The 18,660-nt window shown below is 43.8% G+C and carries 15 protein-coding genes and 2 tRNA genes; all 17 read right to left on the bottom strand.

Annotated elements, in window-relative coordinates; genetic code table 11:
- Window positions 1-157: 157 nt before the first annotated feature.
- The gene (ftsH, locus tag NSQ16_RS00415; RefSeq protein ID WP_003243881.1) at window positions 158-2,071 is read right to left on the bottom strand and encodes an ATP-dependent zinc metalloprotease FtsH; all 1,914 of its coding nucleotides are present in this window, start codon (window positions 2,069-2,071) and stop codon (window positions 158-160) included.
- Between the two features lie 97 nt (window positions 2,072-2,168).
- The gene (hpt, locus tag NSQ16_RS00410) at window positions 2,169-2,711 is read right to left on the bottom strand and encodes a hypoxanthine phosphoribosyltransferase (protein WP_003226700.1); all 543 of its coding nucleotides are present in this window, start codon (window positions 2,709-2,711) and stop codon (window positions 2,169-2,171) included.
- Window positions 2,708-4,126, bottom strand: coding sequence for a tRNA lysidine(34) synthetase TilS (gene tilS / locus NSQ16_RS00405; protein WP_339232513.1), 1,419 nt, complete (start codon window positions 4,124-4,126; stop codon window positions 2,708-2,710). The genes hpt and tilS overlap by 4 nt, the downstream gene beginning before the upstream one ends.
- 103 nt (window positions 4,127-4,229) lie before the next feature.
- Window positions 4,230-5,246, bottom strand: a complete 1,017-nt coding sequence (gene prkT, locus NSQ16_RS00400; protein WP_029317179.1) for a serine/threonine protein kinase PrkT — start codon at window positions 5,244-5,246, stop codon at window positions 4,230-4,232.
- The gene (locus tag NSQ16_RS00395; RefSeq protein WP_085187851.1) at window positions 5,212-5,949 is read right to left on the bottom strand and encodes a VWA domain-containing protein; all 738 of its coding nucleotides are present in this window, start codon (window positions 5,947-5,949) and stop codon (window positions 5,212-5,214) included. The genes prkT and NSQ16_RS00395 overlap by 35 nt, the downstream gene beginning before the upstream one ends.
- Before the next feature lie 84 nt (window positions 5,950-6,033).
- Complete coding sequence (gene spoIIE / locus NSQ16_RS00390) at window positions 6,034-8,517, bottom strand: stage II sporulation protein E (RefSeq protein ID WP_047181970.1); 2,484 nt, start codon at window positions 8,515-8,517, stop codon at window positions 6,034-6,036.
- 199 nt (window positions 8,518-8,716) lie between these two features.
- Window positions 8,717-8,788: transfer RNA gene (locus tag NSQ16_RS00385), tRNA-Glu, on the bottom strand.
- A gap of 9 nt (window positions 8,789-8,797) precedes the next feature.
- A tRNA-Met gene (locus NSQ16_RS00380) sits at window positions 8,798-8,874 on the bottom strand.
- Window positions 8,875-9,042: 168 nt separating this feature from the next.
- Window positions 9,043-9,429, bottom strand: coding sequence for a S1 domain-containing RNA-binding protein (locus NSQ16_RS00375; protein WP_003218379.1), 387 nt, complete (start codon window positions 9,427-9,429; stop codon window positions 9,043-9,045).
- Between the two features lie 80 nt (window positions 9,430-9,509).
- Window positions 9,510-9,887 (bottom strand): cell division protein DivIC, encoded by a 378-nt coding sequence (divIC, locus tag NSQ16_RS00370; protein ID WP_003243211.1) that lies wholly within the window; start codon window positions 9,885-9,887, stop codon window positions 9,510-9,512.
- Between the two features lie 17 nt (window positions 9,888-9,904).
- A complete protein-coding gene (gene yabQ, locus NSQ16_RS00365) occupies window positions 9,905-10,540 on the bottom strand; it encodes a spore cortex biosynthesis protein YabQ (RefSeq protein ID WP_003226711.1) in 636 nt (211 codons plus the stop codon).
- Window positions 10,537-10,839, bottom strand: a complete 303-nt coding sequence (gene yabP, locus NSQ16_RS00360; RefSeq protein ID WP_003226714.1) for a sporulation protein YabP — start codon at window positions 10,837-10,839, stop codon at window positions 10,537-10,539. Before yabP ends, yabQ begins: the two co-directional genes overlap by 4 nt.
- A 78-nt stretch (window positions 10,840-10,917) precedes the next feature.
- Window positions 10,918-11,178, bottom strand: coding sequence for a S4 domain-containing protein (locus NSQ16_RS00355; RefSeq protein ID WP_003226716.1), 261 nt, complete (start codon window positions 11,176-11,178; stop codon window positions 10,918-10,920).
- Between the two features lie 2 nt (window positions 11,179-11,180).
- Window positions 11,181-12,650: a nucleoside triphosphate pyrophosphohydrolase gene (gene mazG, locus NSQ16_RS00350; RefSeq protein WP_085187857.1), complete on the bottom strand. Its 1,470-nt coding sequence runs from the start codon at window positions 12,648-12,650 to the stop codon at window positions 11,181-11,183.
- Entirely contained in the window at window positions 12,640-14,238 is a 1,599-nt protein-coding gene (locus tag NSQ16_RS00345) for a polysaccharide biosynthesis protein (protein ID WP_230488016.1), read from the bottom strand. The genes mazG and NSQ16_RS00345 overlap by 11 nt, the downstream gene beginning before the upstream one ends.
- A gap of 181 nt (window positions 14,239-14,419) precedes the next feature.
- A complete protein-coding gene (spoVT, locus tag NSQ16_RS00340; protein WP_003218365.1) occupies window positions 14,420-14,956 on the bottom strand; it encodes a stage V sporulation protein T in 537 nt (178 codons plus the stop codon).
- A 135-nt stretch (window positions 14,957-15,091) separates the two neighbouring features.
- A complete protein-coding gene (gene mfd / locus NSQ16_RS00335) occupies window positions 15,092-18,625 on the bottom strand; it encodes a transcription-repair coupling factor (protein ID WP_106074235.1) in 3,534 nt (1,177 codons plus the stop codon).
- Window positions 18,626-18,660 lie beyond the last annotated feature (35 nt).

Genomic DNA, 18,660 nt, shown 5'->3' with positions numbered 1-18,660 from the left:
TTTTTACAAACATTCTACAATACCATACACGATCAGCGGCTCATTTGTAAACAAATCGATACCAGAATTGGATGATTGTAAAAGCCGCACCTGAGCACATCATTTACATAAAAAAACTGCCAGCGTCAGCCGGCAGTTTTTTTAGAAAGAAAGCGAATTACTCTTTCGTATCGTCTTTCTTTTCTTCTGTTTTTGTCAGAATGTTTACTTTCACATCATCGTTCTTTTCATCATCTGAGAAATTACGCTCAGGTAATGTTCCATGATCGATAAGGTGTTTGATTTGTTCAGCGTCAAGCGTTTCAACTTTCAGAAGCGTTTGGGCAATCAATTCAAGCTTGTCACGATTTTCAGTCAGGATTTGTTTCGCACGCTCATAACATTCTTTGATGATGCGCTGAATTTCCTGATCAATTTCGTAAGCGATTTGATCACTGTAGTTCTGTTCGTTGTTGAAATCACGGCCTAAGAATACCTGACCGCCCTGAGACTGTCCAAATTGCAATGGTCCCAGTTTTTCTGACATACCGAATTCCGTAACCATTCGTCTTGCAATATTCGTCGCACGCTGGAAGTCATTGTGCGCCCCTGTGCTGACTTCACCGAAGATAATCTCTTCAGCAACACGTCCGCCCAAGAGGCCGACAATTTTATCAAGCAGCTCCGGCTTTGTTTGGAAATAACGGTCTTCTCTTGGCAGCATAACAGCATAACCGCCAGCCTGGCCCCGAGGAACAATCGTTACTTTATGAACCATATCTGCCTCATCTAAAACGAGACCGATAACGGTGTGTCCGCCTTCGTGATAAGCCACGATATTGCGTTCTTTCTTGGAGATAACGCGGCTCTTCTTAGCGGGTCCGGCAATTACACGGTCCGTCGCTTCGTCAATATCACGCGCATCGATTTTTTTCTTGTTTTGACGAGCCGCTACAAGCGCAGCTTCATTCAAGAGGTTTTCTAAGTCAGCGCCCGAGAAGCCTGGTGTTCTCATGGCAATTGATTTTAGGTTAACCGTTTCATCCAGCGGTTTGTTTCTCGCATGGACTTTCAATACAGCTTCACGGCCAATGACATCTGGACGGTCCACTGTAATTTGACGGTCAAAACGTCCCGGACGAAGTAAGGCTGGGTCCAAGATGTCCGCACGGTTCGTCGCAGCAATGATGATAATTCCTTCATTAGCGCTGAATCCGTCCATTTCAACAAGCAATTGGTTTAGCGTCTGTTCACGTTCATCGTGTCCACCGCCGAGACCAGCGCCACGCTGGCGTCCGACTGCGTCAATTTCATCAATGAAGATCAAACAAGGCGCATTCTTTTTCGCATTTTCAAACAAGTCACGCACACGGGAAGCACCGACCCCTACAAACATTTCAACGAAATCAGATCCGCTGATGCTGAAGAAAGGTACGCCGGCTTCTCCCGCACAAGCCTTGGCAAGCAATGTTTTACCGGTACCCGGAGGCCCGACTAAAAGCACGCCTTTCGGTATTCTGGCGCCGAGCTCGGCAAACTTGCGGGGATCTTTCAGAAACTCAACAACTTCAACAAGTTCTTGCTTTTCTTCGTCAGCCCCTGCAACGTCTTTAAATTTGACGCGTTTCTTTTCCTCTGTATACAGCTTCGCTTTACTCTTGCCAAAGTTCATGACACGGCTGCCGCCGCCTTGAGCCTGATTGAGCAGGAAGAAAAACAGAATAAAGATAATGACAAATGGGATGATGGTCGTCAGGAACGTCACCCATCCGCTTGTTTCTTGCGCGGGCTCAACCTTTACGTCTGTCTTTTTCAAAGCGTTAAATATCTGGTCTGCTCCCTTTCCTTCAGGAACATGAGTCAAAAAGTATTGATCTTTGTCGTAGTTTTTCAGCTGCCCTTTTACCTCATAAACACCTCTGACAGGCTGAACCGATACGCTATCAACTTTCCCGTCATCCAGGTTTTTGATGAACGTACTGTACGACATATTTTCTGTTTTCGGATTTGAGGTCTGGAAGTAGCTCACAACCCCGATTACTACTAATAAAATAAGTAAATAAAAAATGGTATTACGGAAGACCCGATTCATTCCTTACCTCCTCCCACAGTAAGCACAACTATGTTCAATAGTACCATAGAAAATCATTCCAATACAAACAATAACCATCTCGGAAGCAGGCTGCCGATCAGCTTTCATAAACTGCCGGTTTTAACACTCCGATATAAGGCAGATTGCGATAGCGCTCAGCATAATCAAGTCCGTAACCCACTACAAACGCGTCAGGAACTTCAAAACCGACAAAGTCTGCTTTGATGTCCGCTTTTCTTCCGCTCGGTTTATCCAAAAGGGTAACAATCTTAATTGATTTTGCTTTACGGTATCGGAAGAGCTCTACGAGATAACTTAAGGTTAACCCACTGTCGATGATATCTTCAATAATTAAGATGTCCCGGCCCTCTACAGATGTATCCAAATCTTTAATGATTTTTACTTCTCCAGAAGAAACCGTAGAATTTCCGTAGCTTGATACATCCATGAAATCCATTTCCAAATATGTATCAATATGCTTGATAAGATCCGCCATAAAAGGAAGTGCTCCTTTTAACACACCGATTGCCAACGGAAATGTATCTTGATACTCGCTCGTTAATTCTGCACCTAACTCTTTTACTTTCTTTTGTATCTCTTCCTCTGAGATCAGTACTTTCTCGATATCATGTTTCATCATGATTTTGCTTGCCCCCTACACTTTTCATGCTGTCTATATTGTAATACAATGCGGTCGCTGTTTGGAATCACAAGATCTTCAAAAATTGATTTTTTCAAGCCAGGTATCCAGATAATTTCACCGCTTGCGTCCGTCACAATCGGCCAGTTGTCTCTTTCTTGGAGAGGCAGTTTCTTATCAATAAATATATCCTTTACCTTTTTTGAGCCGTTCATCCCTTTTAGTTTGATCCGGTCTCCAGCTTTTCTCGTCCGGATTGTTAAGGGAAACTGCACCTTTTTTTCACTTGTGATAAAAACAGCATTCCCATGTTCTTCAGGCGAGTCCGCATAATGCTTTGCCTCTATCAGATATCCATTAGGGAGCACTGCCGTTTCATCAGCAGCTCCGCTAATTTGGTATTCAAAGGGAACATTTTTGCACTGCCATTGTTCAAATGTAAACAAACATGTCTGATATGATTTGACCACCTTCAGCCCTTTCGGAAAGTCCAGTACTCCTGAAGGACCGCCATTTTCCGCCCAATCGAGAAACTGCTGAATGTGATGGGCTGAAAAGGATGATGGAACGTTTTCATAAAGATAGTTTAATATTAGTTGAACTCCTCTTCTTTGTAAAGGCATCGGGAGGGCAAGCAATTGAGAGGAATTGATTTCAACTGATGTATTAGACTGGCTTGTGATTACTTTATTCATTTCATCTTTCGTTAATGACTGTAAGAATTGCTCATCTTCCCTCAGTGCTTCACTCACTTTCTGAAACCTTTTATGCACATCCGGAGATTCCTGCTTCAAAAACGGGAGCACTGTTTTTCTGAATCTGTTTCTTGTGTAGTCATCTTTGGCGTTGCTTTCATCCGTCCGGTAGCTCAAGCCGTTTTCACGGCAATAGTGAAGGATCTCTTCCTTTGTAATGGTTAAGAACGGCCTGATGATCCGCCCCGTCCCAAAACGTCTAACCGGCTGCATTCCCGCAAGTCCCGTTCCAAGCGTACCCTTAGCCAGTTTCATAAGCATTGTTTCAACCTGGTCATCACCATGATGCGCAAGAGCCAGATAGTCCGCTTGGTGCTTCGACATGATTTCCTCAAAAAACTGGTAGCGGCAATCGCGTGCTGCAGCCTGCTTATTGAGTCCTTTTTCCTGTGCATATGCGGTTACATTGATTTGAGCCGTTTCGCACACGAGCTGTTCAGCTTTACAATAAGCTTGGACAAAACGCATGTCCTCCTCGGATTCCGCACCTCTGAACCGATGGTCAACGTGAGCTGCAATAACATTCGCTGAACGGCCGCATAACGTATGCAACGCGTGAAGAAGAGCCATTGAGTCCGGACCGCCGGAAACGCCTACAATGATTGTCGCCCCTTTTAACGTAAGATTGTGTTTGTTTAAAAAATCTTTGACACTTTTCACAATGTCCTCCTCACAATGAGCAGGTATTTTAAAGATATTCATATCCTAACACTTTCAACCCCTCCAAGCAAAGAAGAAGCATAAGCTCTGCAGTTTGCGCCATTCAGATTAAGAAAAAGATAATATAGGCGAAATAAAGCGCTAAAACACTGATCACAATAAGCGTTGTTTCAAATAACCCCCCCGACTTAGCCGGTTTCTGTTTTGGGGTATATCGCGTCTTCGTTATTTTTCCTTGGCGCGGTTTTTGCTGTCTTTGTCGTGTGGCAGGCTGCGGTGATGCTTTTATAGGCTGTTTTCTTTGTGCTGCTTTTTGCCCCGCGTCTAGCATATCCTTTTTCATTTCATCTGCGGATTGATAATCTCCATTCAAGGCTGAAAAAAGCACTTTTTTATACTTTTGAAGCAGCGGGTTTCCTTCGATGAGAGACCTAAGCTGTTCTTTGGGCTGGTTCGTTTTCTTAAATTCTTTTTTATGCACACTGTTGATCATAATCATGGCAACTGCGAACAGATCATAGGATGGCTCTGCCTTTCTTGTTCCATACCCCCAATAGCCTCTGTCATAAAATTCCGTATACTCTTTTATCGCCCGGCCTTCCTTTGTCGTGCCGCCCACATCAATGCAGCGGATCCTTGCGGGCGGACCAGTTACGATCAGATTATCAGGTTTAAGATCGCCGAATATCCATCCTTGCTGGTGAAGCACCGATAAGCTGGATAACAGCTGAATCATTAATACCGGTATCCACTCTGCTCCTTTATCACTGACATACTTCAAAAGCAGCGGCCCTTTTATGTATTCCATTGCATAAAATGAAACTTTCGTATTGGTACTGGGAATATAGGCATCATCCGTATCAAAAAAAGAAGGCCCCATCGTAACGGACTGGGCCTTTGAGAAAGATTTCAAGACATTCACTTCAGAAGTAATAGACAGGCTGTCATCACTCACCTTTAAGGCAACATGTCCATCTGATGCTTCTGCCAAATACACAATTCCATTGGCCCCTTTACCAAGCTGTTTACGCAATGTATAAGTGTTTCCATTCCACTTGCCTTTGATTGTAGTACCCGGCTTGAGGCTACATGCCAAACTCGTCAAAGCGTCGTTCATCATCTGCCAGCATGCCCCTTCTTGAGCGTATTTTTTCAAACTGCAGTGTCGCTTCACGAATCGCGGGACCTGTCGGCGTGATGCCGCCTGTCGAAAGCTTTTCAAAGAGTGTGGAAAGAGATTGCAGCTTCGGTGTCCAGTTCAGCACAAGCTCGACCTCTTGTTTTTTCCCGGGAAATATACACATCGCAAATTCGTTATTCCCAATTCGGGAATTGAGGCTTACAGACAAATCAATCAGGGCCTCTTTTACTGTTGGAAGCTTTGGAGCCATACTTGCACTTGTATCAACAAGAACCAAAACCTGAAGATGCACCGTTTCTCCAAGCTCGTCTACCACTTCCATGACTTCGCCGCGTTTTTCCGGAGAAAGCTCTTCCATTTCCACATTCTTTCCGAGAATCTGTTTCAGTTCTTGATTGACTACACCTTGTAAGGTTTGCGTCATCGCTTTTTTTGTTACCATTTGAACAGTTTGTGAAAGCTGAGATGCATAAACGACTTGGTGCACGCCTCCTCCGGCAAGTGCAATCCCTTCGACTTCCTTCATTGCCTCAGGGTCAATTTGATTTTCTTCCATTATACCAATGACATTTACCGTAATCCCCTGCTCTTTAGCAAAAGCAGCCATTGCAAGCGGGTCTTCCCCATGGTTTGAGCAGCCATCCGTTATCAGCAAAATTTGATTTAAATGTCCGTTGTTCACATTCATTCCTCCTGGAGAATACGAGGATTCTCAGATTCATATATTCCCATCTTCGCCAGAAGAAATTTGATTTATACGGAAGCGTTATGAAATTTCTTGTTTGTTTTGAAAGATTGCCGGAACAGGAATGGATGCCCACTTCGGTGTATTGTGATCAATCCGGACAACAACAACAGTCATATCGTCCTCAATTTGGCCGGATCTTGTGCGGATGACTTCTTCCATAAGCAAATCGGCAATCTCCTGCGGGTCATTTGTTTTCAACCCTTTCATTTTACGTTTCATCCATAAGTCGTGATTTTCCACATGCTTAGGCCCCTCAAAAATGCCATCACTCATCATAATTAAGAGGTCACCCGCTTTCAGCTGTTCACTCACAACCTCCACATCGAATTCATTAATTATACCGATTGGCAGATTGCTCGCTTGAACTTTCATGACCTGGTCACCCCGTTTGATAAAGCTAGGCGTCGATCCAACCTTCAAAAATTTACAGCTGGCATCTTGAAGATCGATAATAGACAGGTCAAGCGTGGAATATATTTCGTCAGTTGTCCTTAGAGACAGTATGCTGTTGATCGTTTTAATTGCTATTTTTTCATCAATTCCCGATTCAAGGATTTTTTCAAGAAGCTTGATCGTTTCATTGCTTTCAAAGTGCGCTCTTGCGCCATTGCCCATTCCGTCACTGATTGCTGCAGCATATTTTCTGGCTCCAAGCTCCATCATGCTGTAGCTGTCGCCGGAGACAAGGCCGCCGCCCTTCGCAGCGTGAGCAGCTCCCGTGGACACCCTGTATGATTTTGTTGATCCAAAGGCGACATGGCTGTATCCATTCGGATGCGGAGAGTGCTGTTCGGCTTTCACAAGAATTTGTTCTTCCAGAATGTCAGACAGCATAGGGGCAATGATTTTTTCACTTTCTCCATGTCCGCTGAACGGAATGGTCATTTCAATATCGATATTTCCTTGTTCAAGACTATAGATCTCAACATGCTGAATCTCAATTCCGAAATGCTGAAGCGCCTCTATGATTTGCTCTTCCTGCAGAAAGTGCTGTTCTCGCTCTCTTTTTATTTCCCGAGAAAAGTCGGCCATGACTTCAGAAACGCCTAAAAGCTGTTCAGCAACAAGACGCCTGCTGTCTTGGACTTTTTTCTTGAGTGTCAAGTGGGCATGATGATGTGCGAGCTCATCCTCAATCAGCTCTTCAACCTGCTTGGATTTAGAACAATGCTGTTGAAACTCTTTTTTCAGCCTTCGGTTTGATGCATATTCTTTTTCCTCTGTTTCAAGCATAACTTGTTTCATTAAGTCATATGTTTTATCAAAGTTCTGTACCCAGCACCTGTTTTTCTTGTAGCACGTCTGACAGGAATGCTCCGTGATTTTGCTTAAGAACAGATCAACTTCGCTGTCATCTGTCTGTTCGTCTGATGCTTGGTAAAAGGTTGCAAAGCTTTCAGACAGCGCGTGAAATACATTGGAGAACTGGTCTACCTTCTGAGCAGTGACATCACGGATTTTTCTAGCGTATTGCTGTTGCTCTTGAAGATGCTCGACAGTTCCCGGAATATATCTCGCCACTTTCCTTGTAATAGATTGAGGTGTGAGCAAAAACAGGCCGACTGCGATTAATGACTCATAGAGCGTTGTCATCAGACCGGCAGAGCCTTCACCATATAAAGATATAAGCAGTGATCCAACGATAAGACCGATTGCGGCACCCGCTTTTTTTCCTTCCTTCAGCAAACCGCCCAATAAACCGGAAAAAGCAAGCAGACTCATTTGATATAGGTTTCCGATATTCGCCAAGCCAAGAATCAGGCCGGTCACAACACCAACCGTACAGCCGATGCTTGCTCCGCCAATAAAGGAAAAACTCAATACAACATAACGAGCCAATATATGTTCTGCCTGCATCCCTTGGTAGGACAAGCCGGCCAGCCCCGTTAAAACAGAGGCAATAAGAATCATAAAGCATATGATTTCCTCTATTTTTAATGATTGTTTCACTTTTTTCACAGTAAAAATCGGAAGGCTCTGAAGGAAAATCAGTGTTAAGATAAACGATAGTCCAGCCTCAACGATAGCCATTACATAATCATAGGTTGTAAATACACCATTTTGGGCATAAACAAACCCGGCTCTTGCTGCAGCCATGGAGAAGAACACGACAATCGGGAGTGCTTTTACACGATCGTCGGTAATGAAGGCAGCCACTTTAGAAAATACGAAGAATGCCAGCAATGCAGCCAGTATGAGCAATGAGTGCTTTGGAGATATGGTCAGCGCACCTGCAAGCACAGCCAAAACCGCATAAAACGCTTTGTCTCTTCTGATAAGAAGCATCGCTCCAAAGAAAGGAAGTGCGAAAGGAAGCACCTCGGATAATATGAAAGCCCGTCCAAGCAAAAATCCGATAACAACATAAATGAATCCTTTATAGAAAAACAGTGAATGCAAATGATGAGTCACCAGCTTCGTGCCCCTGTTAAAAAACGATTGGAGTTTTTCCAAAGCTTGTCCCGCCATTGGCCCGTTCACTCTTCTTTCTGCTTTTTCCATTCCTCTCATCTCCCACCTGTTATATTCGTTGCCTGTCATTATAGCGAAAGCACAGATAGGATTTTGTCAAAAGAAGGTAACAATACCAAAGAAATCTTCGACGGTTTCTGCCTTGATATTCGTTTATCAAAAGAATTTCTGGAATGTTGTCTAAAAATGAAAAAAATCGGCTTCTGCAAGAGAAACCGATTTTTTAGGATGACCCGTACGGGATTCGAACCCGTGTTACCGCCGTGAAAGGGCGGTGTCTTAACCGCTTGACCAACGGGCCAAACAAATATGGTAGCGGCGGAGGGGATCGAACCCCCGACCTCACGGGTATGAACCGTACGCTCTAGCCAGCTGAGCTACACCGCCATATTGTTTTGTGCTTCTAAGCACAAGTTATATAATACAAAGGTTTGTCTCTTTCGTCAACAGAAACTTTAATGTTGTAATTTTCTGACTCTTAAAGAGGGTGAGGATAATAAAAAAGCATCCGTCGGGATGAACGGATGCTTCATTTATTTTATAGAAAGCAGCAAGTTATCCTCTTCTTGCTCCGCGCCCTCCACGTTTTGATTCCGTATTGCGTTTTAAAGATGACAAGCGATCTTCGCTGTCTTTTAAAAACTTATTCATTTTCTGTTCAAAAGATTCTTTCGGACGGAAATCATTTCTAGGTCTGGCTTGCGGACGGTCTTTAGCTTTTTTAATAGATAAACCAATTTTCCCGTCTTTTTCAACGTTGATGACTTTCACTTCAACTTGGTCGCCGACTTTTAAGTGGTCGTTAATGTCTTTGACATAATTATCAGCTACCTCACTAATGTGAACGAGACCGGTTGAGCCTCCAGGCAATTCAACAAATGCTCCAAAATTTGTAATACCTGTAATTTTCCCTTGCAACTTGCTGCCAACTTCAATCGACATAAAAAAAGTGCTCCTCCTTAGGCTTATAAAAAGATCGTTTGCTTAATTATACCTAAATAAAAATTTAAGTGTCAACAAGGCTACTTGCTCTTCTTCTCCACATTGAAGATAATTTCTCCGTCTCCAGACATGAATAAGTCCCTTCTGGCAAGCTCTGTGACGTAATCTTCATCCTTCAATTTGGATATTTCTTCTTTTAAATCCGTTTGTTTTGTCTTTAAACTTTTGAGTTCTTTTTCAAGCTGTTCTTTCTTTTCTTCTTTTGCACTAAGGGAAGATGTTTGGGACCATACAGAGCTTGCCAGCACAATTGCCGTCAGGAATACTAGGGCGCCGAATACAGTTAACCGTCTGTACAGCCCTTTGCGTCTTCGTTTCTTCAGCTGATTTTGCCGTTCTACTTGTTCTTTATAGTCGTTTTGTATTTCAGTTATCGTTCGTTCCCTGGAAAAATTCAAACCAGACGGTCCTCCTTTCATTTCTTCAAAAACCGTGTAATGGTCGTTCTTATGGTTATCAATAGTTTCTTCTTCTTTTTGAGAAATCCTGCACCTTTTTCAAAATAACGTCTAAAAGTTAGACGCATTTTCACAGGAAGAAGTTTCAAACATTGTTTCGCGATAAAACGGATCGGAAAACACAGAACCATGACTATTTTATATAGACACAGCAGGAGAAAACCTATCAGGCTGTATGTTTTCTTGAATAAAAATGCCGCCATCCAGATGATCGCTCCGCATGTCCACACAATAGGACGAAATAACACGTGCTGAATGAGTTTTTTGAAGAATTGATAAACAGAAACAACAAGGTAAATGACGAATTTCAGTATTTTTATATAGATTCGTTTGCAAAGGCTCTGATACGTCGCAACGCCCAGCAGAACCGCTAAAAAGATGTAAATCCTGAATTCTCCCTCATTTACATGAAGCAAGACATAAAAGAAAAGCAGCCCTTGCACAATCCAGAAAAGAATATCATGAATAAATAATAGCCATCTGGCTGTTTTGGCACGAATGACAAAGAGCCGGTATGTATCAAGCGAAGCACCAAGCCAGAGACCCATACCGGACATCGCCAGCATTGTATAGAATTGTGTCGTCAGCGTCATTTAAACAACTTGCTAAAAAACCCTTTAGCTTTATCCCCTTGTTGTTCGTCTAAGTACACTAAATCAAATACCCTGCCTTTAATCGAAACAATCCCTTTTTCCACATCAAGATTTTTCATCTGCAGGTTTTGGCCTCTGACGGAGAGCATTCCCATCACCGTTTCCAGCAGGAATTCTTCGTTATCAAAACTCTCCACATGCTTAACCCCAGAAATATCTAAATGCTTCCGGCCTTTCATTGTCACATCATGCTGTTCCGGAACAGACGAAGAACCTTTTTGATCATAATATGAATTCATCTATTCAGCCCCCATATCCTCGATACTTTTAGCATTATTACTGCATTGTATGAGGTGGGGGATTTTTTTAGAACAAGCCTATTCGCCGAGTTTTTCTTCTTTTAGAATCGTGTACATGTTTGCAGCTTCTTCTTTTTTCGTCGTGTCTTTCAATTCATTAACTTGAACCGTTACAAGCTTTTGGCCGAAGCGGACCGTTAGTTCATCTCCCGGTTTTACGTCAGAGCTTGCTTTAGCTTGGTTTCCGTTAATAGAGATTCGTCCTTGGTCAGCTACTTCCTTCGCTAGTGTACGCCGTTTGATCAGCCGTGATACTTTCAAAAATTTATCTAATCTCATATCTATGATCTCCTCTCAGTTTCTTTTGCTTCATTCCACAGTTTGTCCATGTCCTCAAGGGACATATCAGCCAGCTCGACTCCCTTTTCCTTCGCTGTTTCCTCAATGTACGAGAACCGTCTCCGGAATTTGTCATTAGTCATGGTCAGCGCTTCCTCTGGCTCTATTTTGTAGAAGCGGGCTACATTCACCAGCGCGAACAAAATGTCGCCAAACTCAGCTTTAAGATTGTGTTCGTGAGGAGCTTCAGAAACCTCAGAAGAAAATTCCTTCATTTCCTCACTTACCTTTTCCCAAATATCGCTGACGTCTTCCCAGTCAAAACCGACCTTCGCTGCTTTTTTCTGCAATTTAGCAGCTTTCGAAAGAGCTGGAAGGGTTTTCGGTACGCTGTCTAGTAACGATGATTCAGACGTATTTTTTTCGGCCTTTTTTATATCTTCCCAATTGGCCAAAACATCGTTTTCATCCTGAACCTTAACATCTTTAAACACATGGGGATGTCTTCGGACCATTTTTTCACTGATTCCTTTTATGACATCATCAATTGTGAAATAACCTTCATCTTCACCAATATGTGCGTGAAGCAAGACCTGAAGCAAAACGTCGCCAAGCTCTTCGATCATATGGTCTGTGTCTTCTTCGTCAATAGCTTCGAGAAGCTCATAACATTCTTCAATCATGTACTGCTTTAATGACTGATGCGTCTGCTTTTTATCCCACGGACATCCATTAGGTCCGCGAAGCTCTCTGATGATGCTTCGGAACGTGGAGAATTCGTGATAAAGCAGCTTCTCTTCTTTAATCGGCGGAATATACACACTTGTTAAGTTGTTCAAGGCGACATTGCGGTCCAGCTCAAATAATGGCACTGTCCTGATCTCCTCGCCACGGCTGCCTGCTGCAGTCACAATGACGACCTCATAATCATCAGGCAGCTTCTCCATCAATGTCAGCTTGACTTCAGAAGCCGTCATTTGGTCGTAAACCTGACATATGATCAGATGATGTCTGAGCTCAAGCTCATCCGCGGACAATGTGCCGGCATCCACAAATTGAAAACCTTCAATCGGGTCAATTTGCAAGGCATTGAATGTAGCATCAAGGAAACTTTGTCCCCCCGCGACTTTCACTTGAACGTTTTCCTTTTCCTGCCGCTCCGTCAGCAGCTGAACTGTTTTTTCTGCGACAAACGGATGTCCCGGCACAGCATAAACCACGTCCTCACGCCGCGCCGCTTCAAAGAGGGTATCCGCAATTTCTTCATATACCGCCTCGAACTGATCATGTTTCTCATATATATCATCAAAGAAACGGATGTTCTTCGTTTCTTTTTCAAGCTCCTCAATTAAAGGATGATCCTTGGTTCTGACATACAGCGTATCTGCCTTCGTCAGCAGCTTGTGTATACCAATTGTCAATTGGTCCATGTCTCCGGCACCAAGTCCGACGACTGTAATTTTACCCGCCATTTTGTTCTCTCCTTCTCATGAATTTGCTTAACTTGCTGCCGAATGGCACACTGTTCAGCTCTTCATCTGTAAATATTCCCAATCTCATCATACAATAAATAAACACCGCGCCACCAATGGCAACAGCAGAAAGACTCTCAATCACAGCCGCTCCTCTTCCTGTTGCAGGAAACAAGAAAGTCCAGAGACGCGTATACGCAAGCAAAACAGCTGACATCAAAAGAGCAGATCCAATAATCGGAATCAAAACGCCTCTAAGCTTATCGAGCCATTCCTTTTGCCGAAGCTGATACAAGTTAAGGCCGGCGACAGCCGCAAAGGAAGCAGCTGTCGCAAGCGATGCGCCTTCAATCCCATAGCGCGGAACCAAAAGTGTGTTTAACACCCATTTCACTGCAACACCCGCGCCCACCGCTATCGCAGGAAAAACTGTGTACCCCGCTCCCTGTAAGACTGCCGCTGCCGTTACCGCCAAGGATGCAAATAAAATGGAGCAGCTAAATACTTGTAACGCACCTGTCCCTTCTCCATTTTGAAACAGCATGATATTAACCGGCTTAAGAATGCAAATCAACCCAGCCGATGCGCCTGTACCGAGCACAAGGCATAGTTTCAAAGATGACGTGATTTTTTCTTTCATGATCTTCAGCTCTTTGTTTTTTACAGCCATAGAAATATACGGAACGAGTGACGTCGCAATGCTTACGGCAAAAACTGAGCCGAGCTGCAGCAAGGGTTGTCCCCGATCATAGATCCCCTTTAAGCGTTTTGCTTCTTCGCTTGCCTCACCACCCGAAAGCAATGCATATAAATTCAAAGCATCAACGAGCTGGATAAACAAAAGCAGCAAACTGCTTACACAAATTGTAACCGAATATAAAAGCAGTTTTTTCGTCAATTCTTTTGTTGTGATGACATTTTCGTTTTGCCTATCCGTTTGGTTGTCTCTTTTCGTTTTAAACCAAAAAAAACCCAGTATCATCAATGCAACCAAACTTCCGGCAAGAGAGCCTGAAGCGGCTGCCGCTCCCGCAGTATAAAGCGAGGCTCCCTTTTTCACGAGCCAAAATGATAAACCCAAGAGCACTGCAACACGCAGAAACTGCTCTGTCATCTGTGATAAGGCTGAAGGGAGCATTTCCTGCCGCCCCTGAAAACCGCCTCTAAGCAACGCGACAAATGGGAACAGCAGAAACGCGTACGCGGTCACTTGAATTAACAAGGCTAGATGCGAATCCCCCATAAAGAGTGCAATAGGAACAGCACCCAGATATAAACAAAGAAATAATAAAATACCGATTAAAGACAAAAATAACGCTGATATTTTTAATATGGTGTGATGATTTTTTTCACTATAATCATTCATCAGCTTTGAAATAATGACTGGAAATCCTGATGTGGACAGCATGACCGCAATACCAAGAAAGGGATATACCTGCTGATATATATAAAATCCAACATCGCCGACAATGTTTTGAAACGGGACTCTGTAAACAGCGCTTAAAATTTTTGTGATGATGCCTGCCAGAATTAAAACAAAAGCCCCCTGCCAAATCCAATGCCGTTTAACGCCTATTGAATCGTCCATCCAAAAGCTCCTTCCCAACGTCAGGGGCAATACGGTTCACGTATTACCGCGGCACAAATAAAAACGAGGTTATTATACCACATCCCAACCCTTGGATTCCTTTTTCGGCACGCATGAAAAAGAACAGCGTCCCAAGGAGAGCTGTTCTTTACATACCTATTTTCGAAGAAAGGAATAAGACCTACTGTTCCATTTGACGAGCCAAAAATCCAGCTGCTGTTTCAACGGCTTTATGCTCTACTTCGCCCATTGTCTGATCTTTTGAAAAGATCACCACAGCACCTATCGGATCACCGTTCGCCACAATTGGGCCTACAGTATAAGAATTCATGTCCTCATCAATTCCATTCACAAGCTGTACTGATTTCGCATCACTCTCAAGCACGGAGCTGCGCTGATCCATTGTTCTTTCCAGCATTTCGCTGATTGACTTGTTTAAGTAATCTTTTTTGGAGCTGCCGGACACGGCAATATATACATCACGATCACAAATCAGCACTGAATGGCCGAGGCTGTCGTAAAGCGCGTCTGCATACTCCTTTGCAAAGTCTCCAAGCTCACTGATCGGAGAGTACTTTTTCAAAATCACTTCTCCGTCACGATCTACAAAAATCTCAAGCGGATCGCCTTCCCTGATTCTCAGAGTTCTTCGAATTTCTTTAGGAATCACGACCCGACCTAAGTCATCAATACGACGTACGATACCGGTTGCTTTCATCTCTGGTGCCTCTCTTTCATTTGATGGTATATACATGTGGGAAAGACCTAAAGCAGTTACTTTATGTACCTTCCGCCTCGCTTGAAATTAGTATCCGTCACATCAAATGTAATATACACCAGAGAGTAACAAAATTTACGTTGATGAAATGGTTTGCTTTTTCACATCTTTTAAGCCCTTCAGCATGCCCAGCACGGTGTCGAGCCATTCATCAGCACTACGGCCTTTCGTCTGTATGGAGATTTTGAGTTTTTTCCCTTCCATTCCCAGTCCGATTTGTCTGCCATATTGATTGCCAAGCTCAAACAGCTTCTGCCCGTCAATTTCAGCACTTGCTTCTTCAGAAATCGTCAATCTGACAGCATCTTTATCCTGCTTAATCAGCTCGACACGTTCCTGTCTCGCATAGACTTTCATTTCTGCAACAGTAAACAAGTATTCGACTTCTTTTGGATAGTTTCCAAAGCGGTCGATCATTTCATCTTGAAGCTCATTCATCTCTTCGATTGTCGCCACAGACCTGAAGCGTTTATACATATCAATTTTCTGTTTGCCGTCTTGAATATAAGTTTCCGGAATATACGCATCAAGCTCGACATCAATTTCTGTTTCAAACTGCTCTGTCTTCGCTGTGTCTCCTTTACGCTCCTCAATGGCCTCCTTCAGCATTTGTGAATAGAGGTCAAATCCGACCGAATCGATGAAGCCATGCTGCTGGGCACCAAGAAGATTCCCAGCTCCGCGAATCGTTAAGTCACGCATTGCGATTTTAAAACCGGAACCTAGCTCTGTGAATTCTTTAATAGCCTGCAGCCTTTTTTCAGCCACTTCTGTCAGCACTTTATCCCGGCGATACGTGAAGTACGCATACGCCACACGGTTAGAACGGCCGACACGCCCCCGCAGCTGGTAAAGCTGAGAAAGTCCCATCTTGTCGGCGTCAAATACGATCAGCGTATTGACGTTCGGGATGTCCACGCCAGTTTCGATAATGGTTGTGCTGACGAGAACGTCTGATTCTCCTTCAAGGAAACTTAGCATAACGGTTTCTAATTCATTTTCTGTCATTTTCCCATGCGCATATGCTACCTTCGCGTCAGGGACTAGCATTGAAATTTCATCCGCTTTCCGCTCAATGTCCTCTACCCGGTTGTACAAGAAATAGACCTGGCCTCCGCGTGCAAGCTCACGTTCAATCGCCTCTCTGACAAGAGCGCCGTTATATTCCACAACATACGTCTGTACGGGGAAGCGATTTTCCGGCGGAGTCTCGATGACTGAAAGGTCCCTTACGCCAAGCATAGACATATGCAGCGTACGCGGAATCGGTGTTGCTGTTAACGTTAATACATCAACATTGGCTTTTATTTGCTTGATCTTTTCTTTATGGGTTACACCGAAACGCTGCTCTTCATCAATGATGAGGAGCCCTAAGTCTTTATACACGACATCCTTTGATAGCAGCCGATGCGTCCCGATGACGATATCAACCGTTCCGTTTTTCAGCCCTTTGATTGTTTCGTTTGCTTCTTTTCGCGTTCTGAACCTACTGAGAAGGCCGATATTAATCGGATAGTCCTGGAAGCGCTCTTTTATGGTTTCATAGTGCTGCTGTGCCAAAATTGTTGTCGGAACGAGCAGAGCTACCTGCTTTCCGTCACCGATCGCCTTAAACGCGGCACGTATGGCAACCTCTGTTTTACCGTAGCCCACATCTCCGCACAGCAAGCGGTCCATCGGACGTTCTCTTTCCATGTCTTTTTTGATTTCGTGAATCGAACGGAGCTGATCCTCAGTCTCTTGATAAGGGAAAGCCGATTCGAATTCACGCTGCATCTCATGGTCAGGAGAAAACGCATAGCCCTTGCTCGCTTCTCTTTCGGCATACAGCTTAATTAAGTCATCAGCAATATCCTGAACGGATGTCTCTACTTTTTTCTTGACCCGCTTCCATTCACTTCCGCCTAATTTATACAGCTTTGGCTCTTTTCCTTCGGAGCCGACATATTTTTGGACCTGATCAATTTGTTCTACAGGGACGTAAAGCTTGTCACTGCCCTGATAATGTATATTTAAATAGTCTTTATGAATGCCGTTGATTTCAAGAGTCTCAATCCCCAGGTATTTTCCGATCCCGTGATTAATATGAACGACATAATCTCCAATTTGAAGCTCAGAATAGCTTTTGATGCGCTCTGCATTGGTAAGCTTCTGTTTTCGCGGCTTCTTCTTTACACGGTTTTTGAACAGTTCTTCTTCCGTGATAACGGCAAGCTTCATTAACGGCAGCTCAAATCCCGATTGGAGCTCGCCTTCCATGATATAGACCTGTCCCTGAACAAGCGCTTTTTTGCTGTCTGTCATGGCGGCCTCGATATCATAATCAGCCAAAACAGATGACAATTTCTGCGTACGTTCCTTGTTTGCTCCTAAGAACACAACAGTGAAATTTGATTTTTTAAAACGCTCCATTTCGCCCGCAAGCACGTTCATTTGGCCATGGAAACTCTGCATTTGCCGGCCTGACACATTGACGATATTTTGCGGGCTCGTATGGTGTACATGCCGCAAAAATAAAGAGTAGTACAGCAGAGTCCGTTTTTGCTCAGCCACTATTTTTTGGAAGCTGAATGACAAACGAATGTCATGCAAAATCTTCCCTTCCTCAAGAAGATTTGTTATAAACTCCGCTTCTTCTTTTTGAAGCTGTTCTTCCATCTCATGAATCCGACTGACTTCATCCAAAATCAGAAGTGTATTATCAGGTGTATAATCTAGTAAACTAGCAGGCTTTTCATAGAAATATGAGAGATACTTCACGAGCTCCTGATCTGTCTGGCCTTCAGACAAGCGTTCTTTATCGTGAGAAATATTCGCATGAAGTATTTCTTTTTGTTTGTCAGCCTTTAATTTTTTCAAGCTCGCGGCAAGACCACTATCGATTTTCTCCATCGCCCGCGCTTTTTCTTCCGGTCTGATAATTAATTCCTTCGCGGGACCGATATTGATCGAGGTAAGGGTCTCAATTGACCGCTGATCATCTGAATTAAAGCTGCGGATTGAATCCACCTCGGTGTCAAAAAGTTCAATTCTCACCGGATTCTCTGAAGTCAGCGGATAAATGTCAATGATTCCCCCGCGAATACTGAATTCCCCGGGCGCAGAAACCATATCAGACCGCTCATACCCTACCTCTACCAGCCGTGAGGCAAGCTGGTCAGGTTCAATATCATGGCCTACTTGAATGAGCATCTGGCTGCTTTTCCACACCTCAACAGGCGGCAGCATTCTTCTGATTGCAGCTACCGGAGCAACGACAATTGGCGCTTCTCCATTCGTTAGTCTATTAATGACATCTAATCGCTGCGCCCGCAATTCAGGGCTTGCAACTGCGATTTCTGATGAAATGAGTTCATTGACGGGGTACAAAAGGACAGACCGATCCTCTAGAAGTGAAGTCAGATCATCTGTTACTTTCTGGGCTTGATATAAGTTATGGGTGATGAGAAAGATAGGCTTATTCGTTTCATTAGCCAGAGCAGAAGTAAAAACAGAACGCGCGGAACCCGACAGACCCGCGAGCAGCTGTTCCTTCAGGCCCTCGTGTAAACCGTTGATGATGGATTTAAAGTCATCGCTTTCTTTTATAAAGGTTTGAATGTTGTCCATATGGCCCCTCCTCTCTGTTTCCTGCGAGAACAGAA

It is taken from the genome of Bacillus sp. PS108 (genome assembly GCF_037963335.1).
Taxonomy (GTDB): domain Bacteria; phylum Bacillota; class Bacilli; order Bacillales; family Bacillaceae; genus Bacillus; species Bacillus subtilis.
The sequence above is the reverse complement of the archived record's forward strand: the minus strand, read 5'-3'. Positions and strand labels throughout refer to the sequence as shown.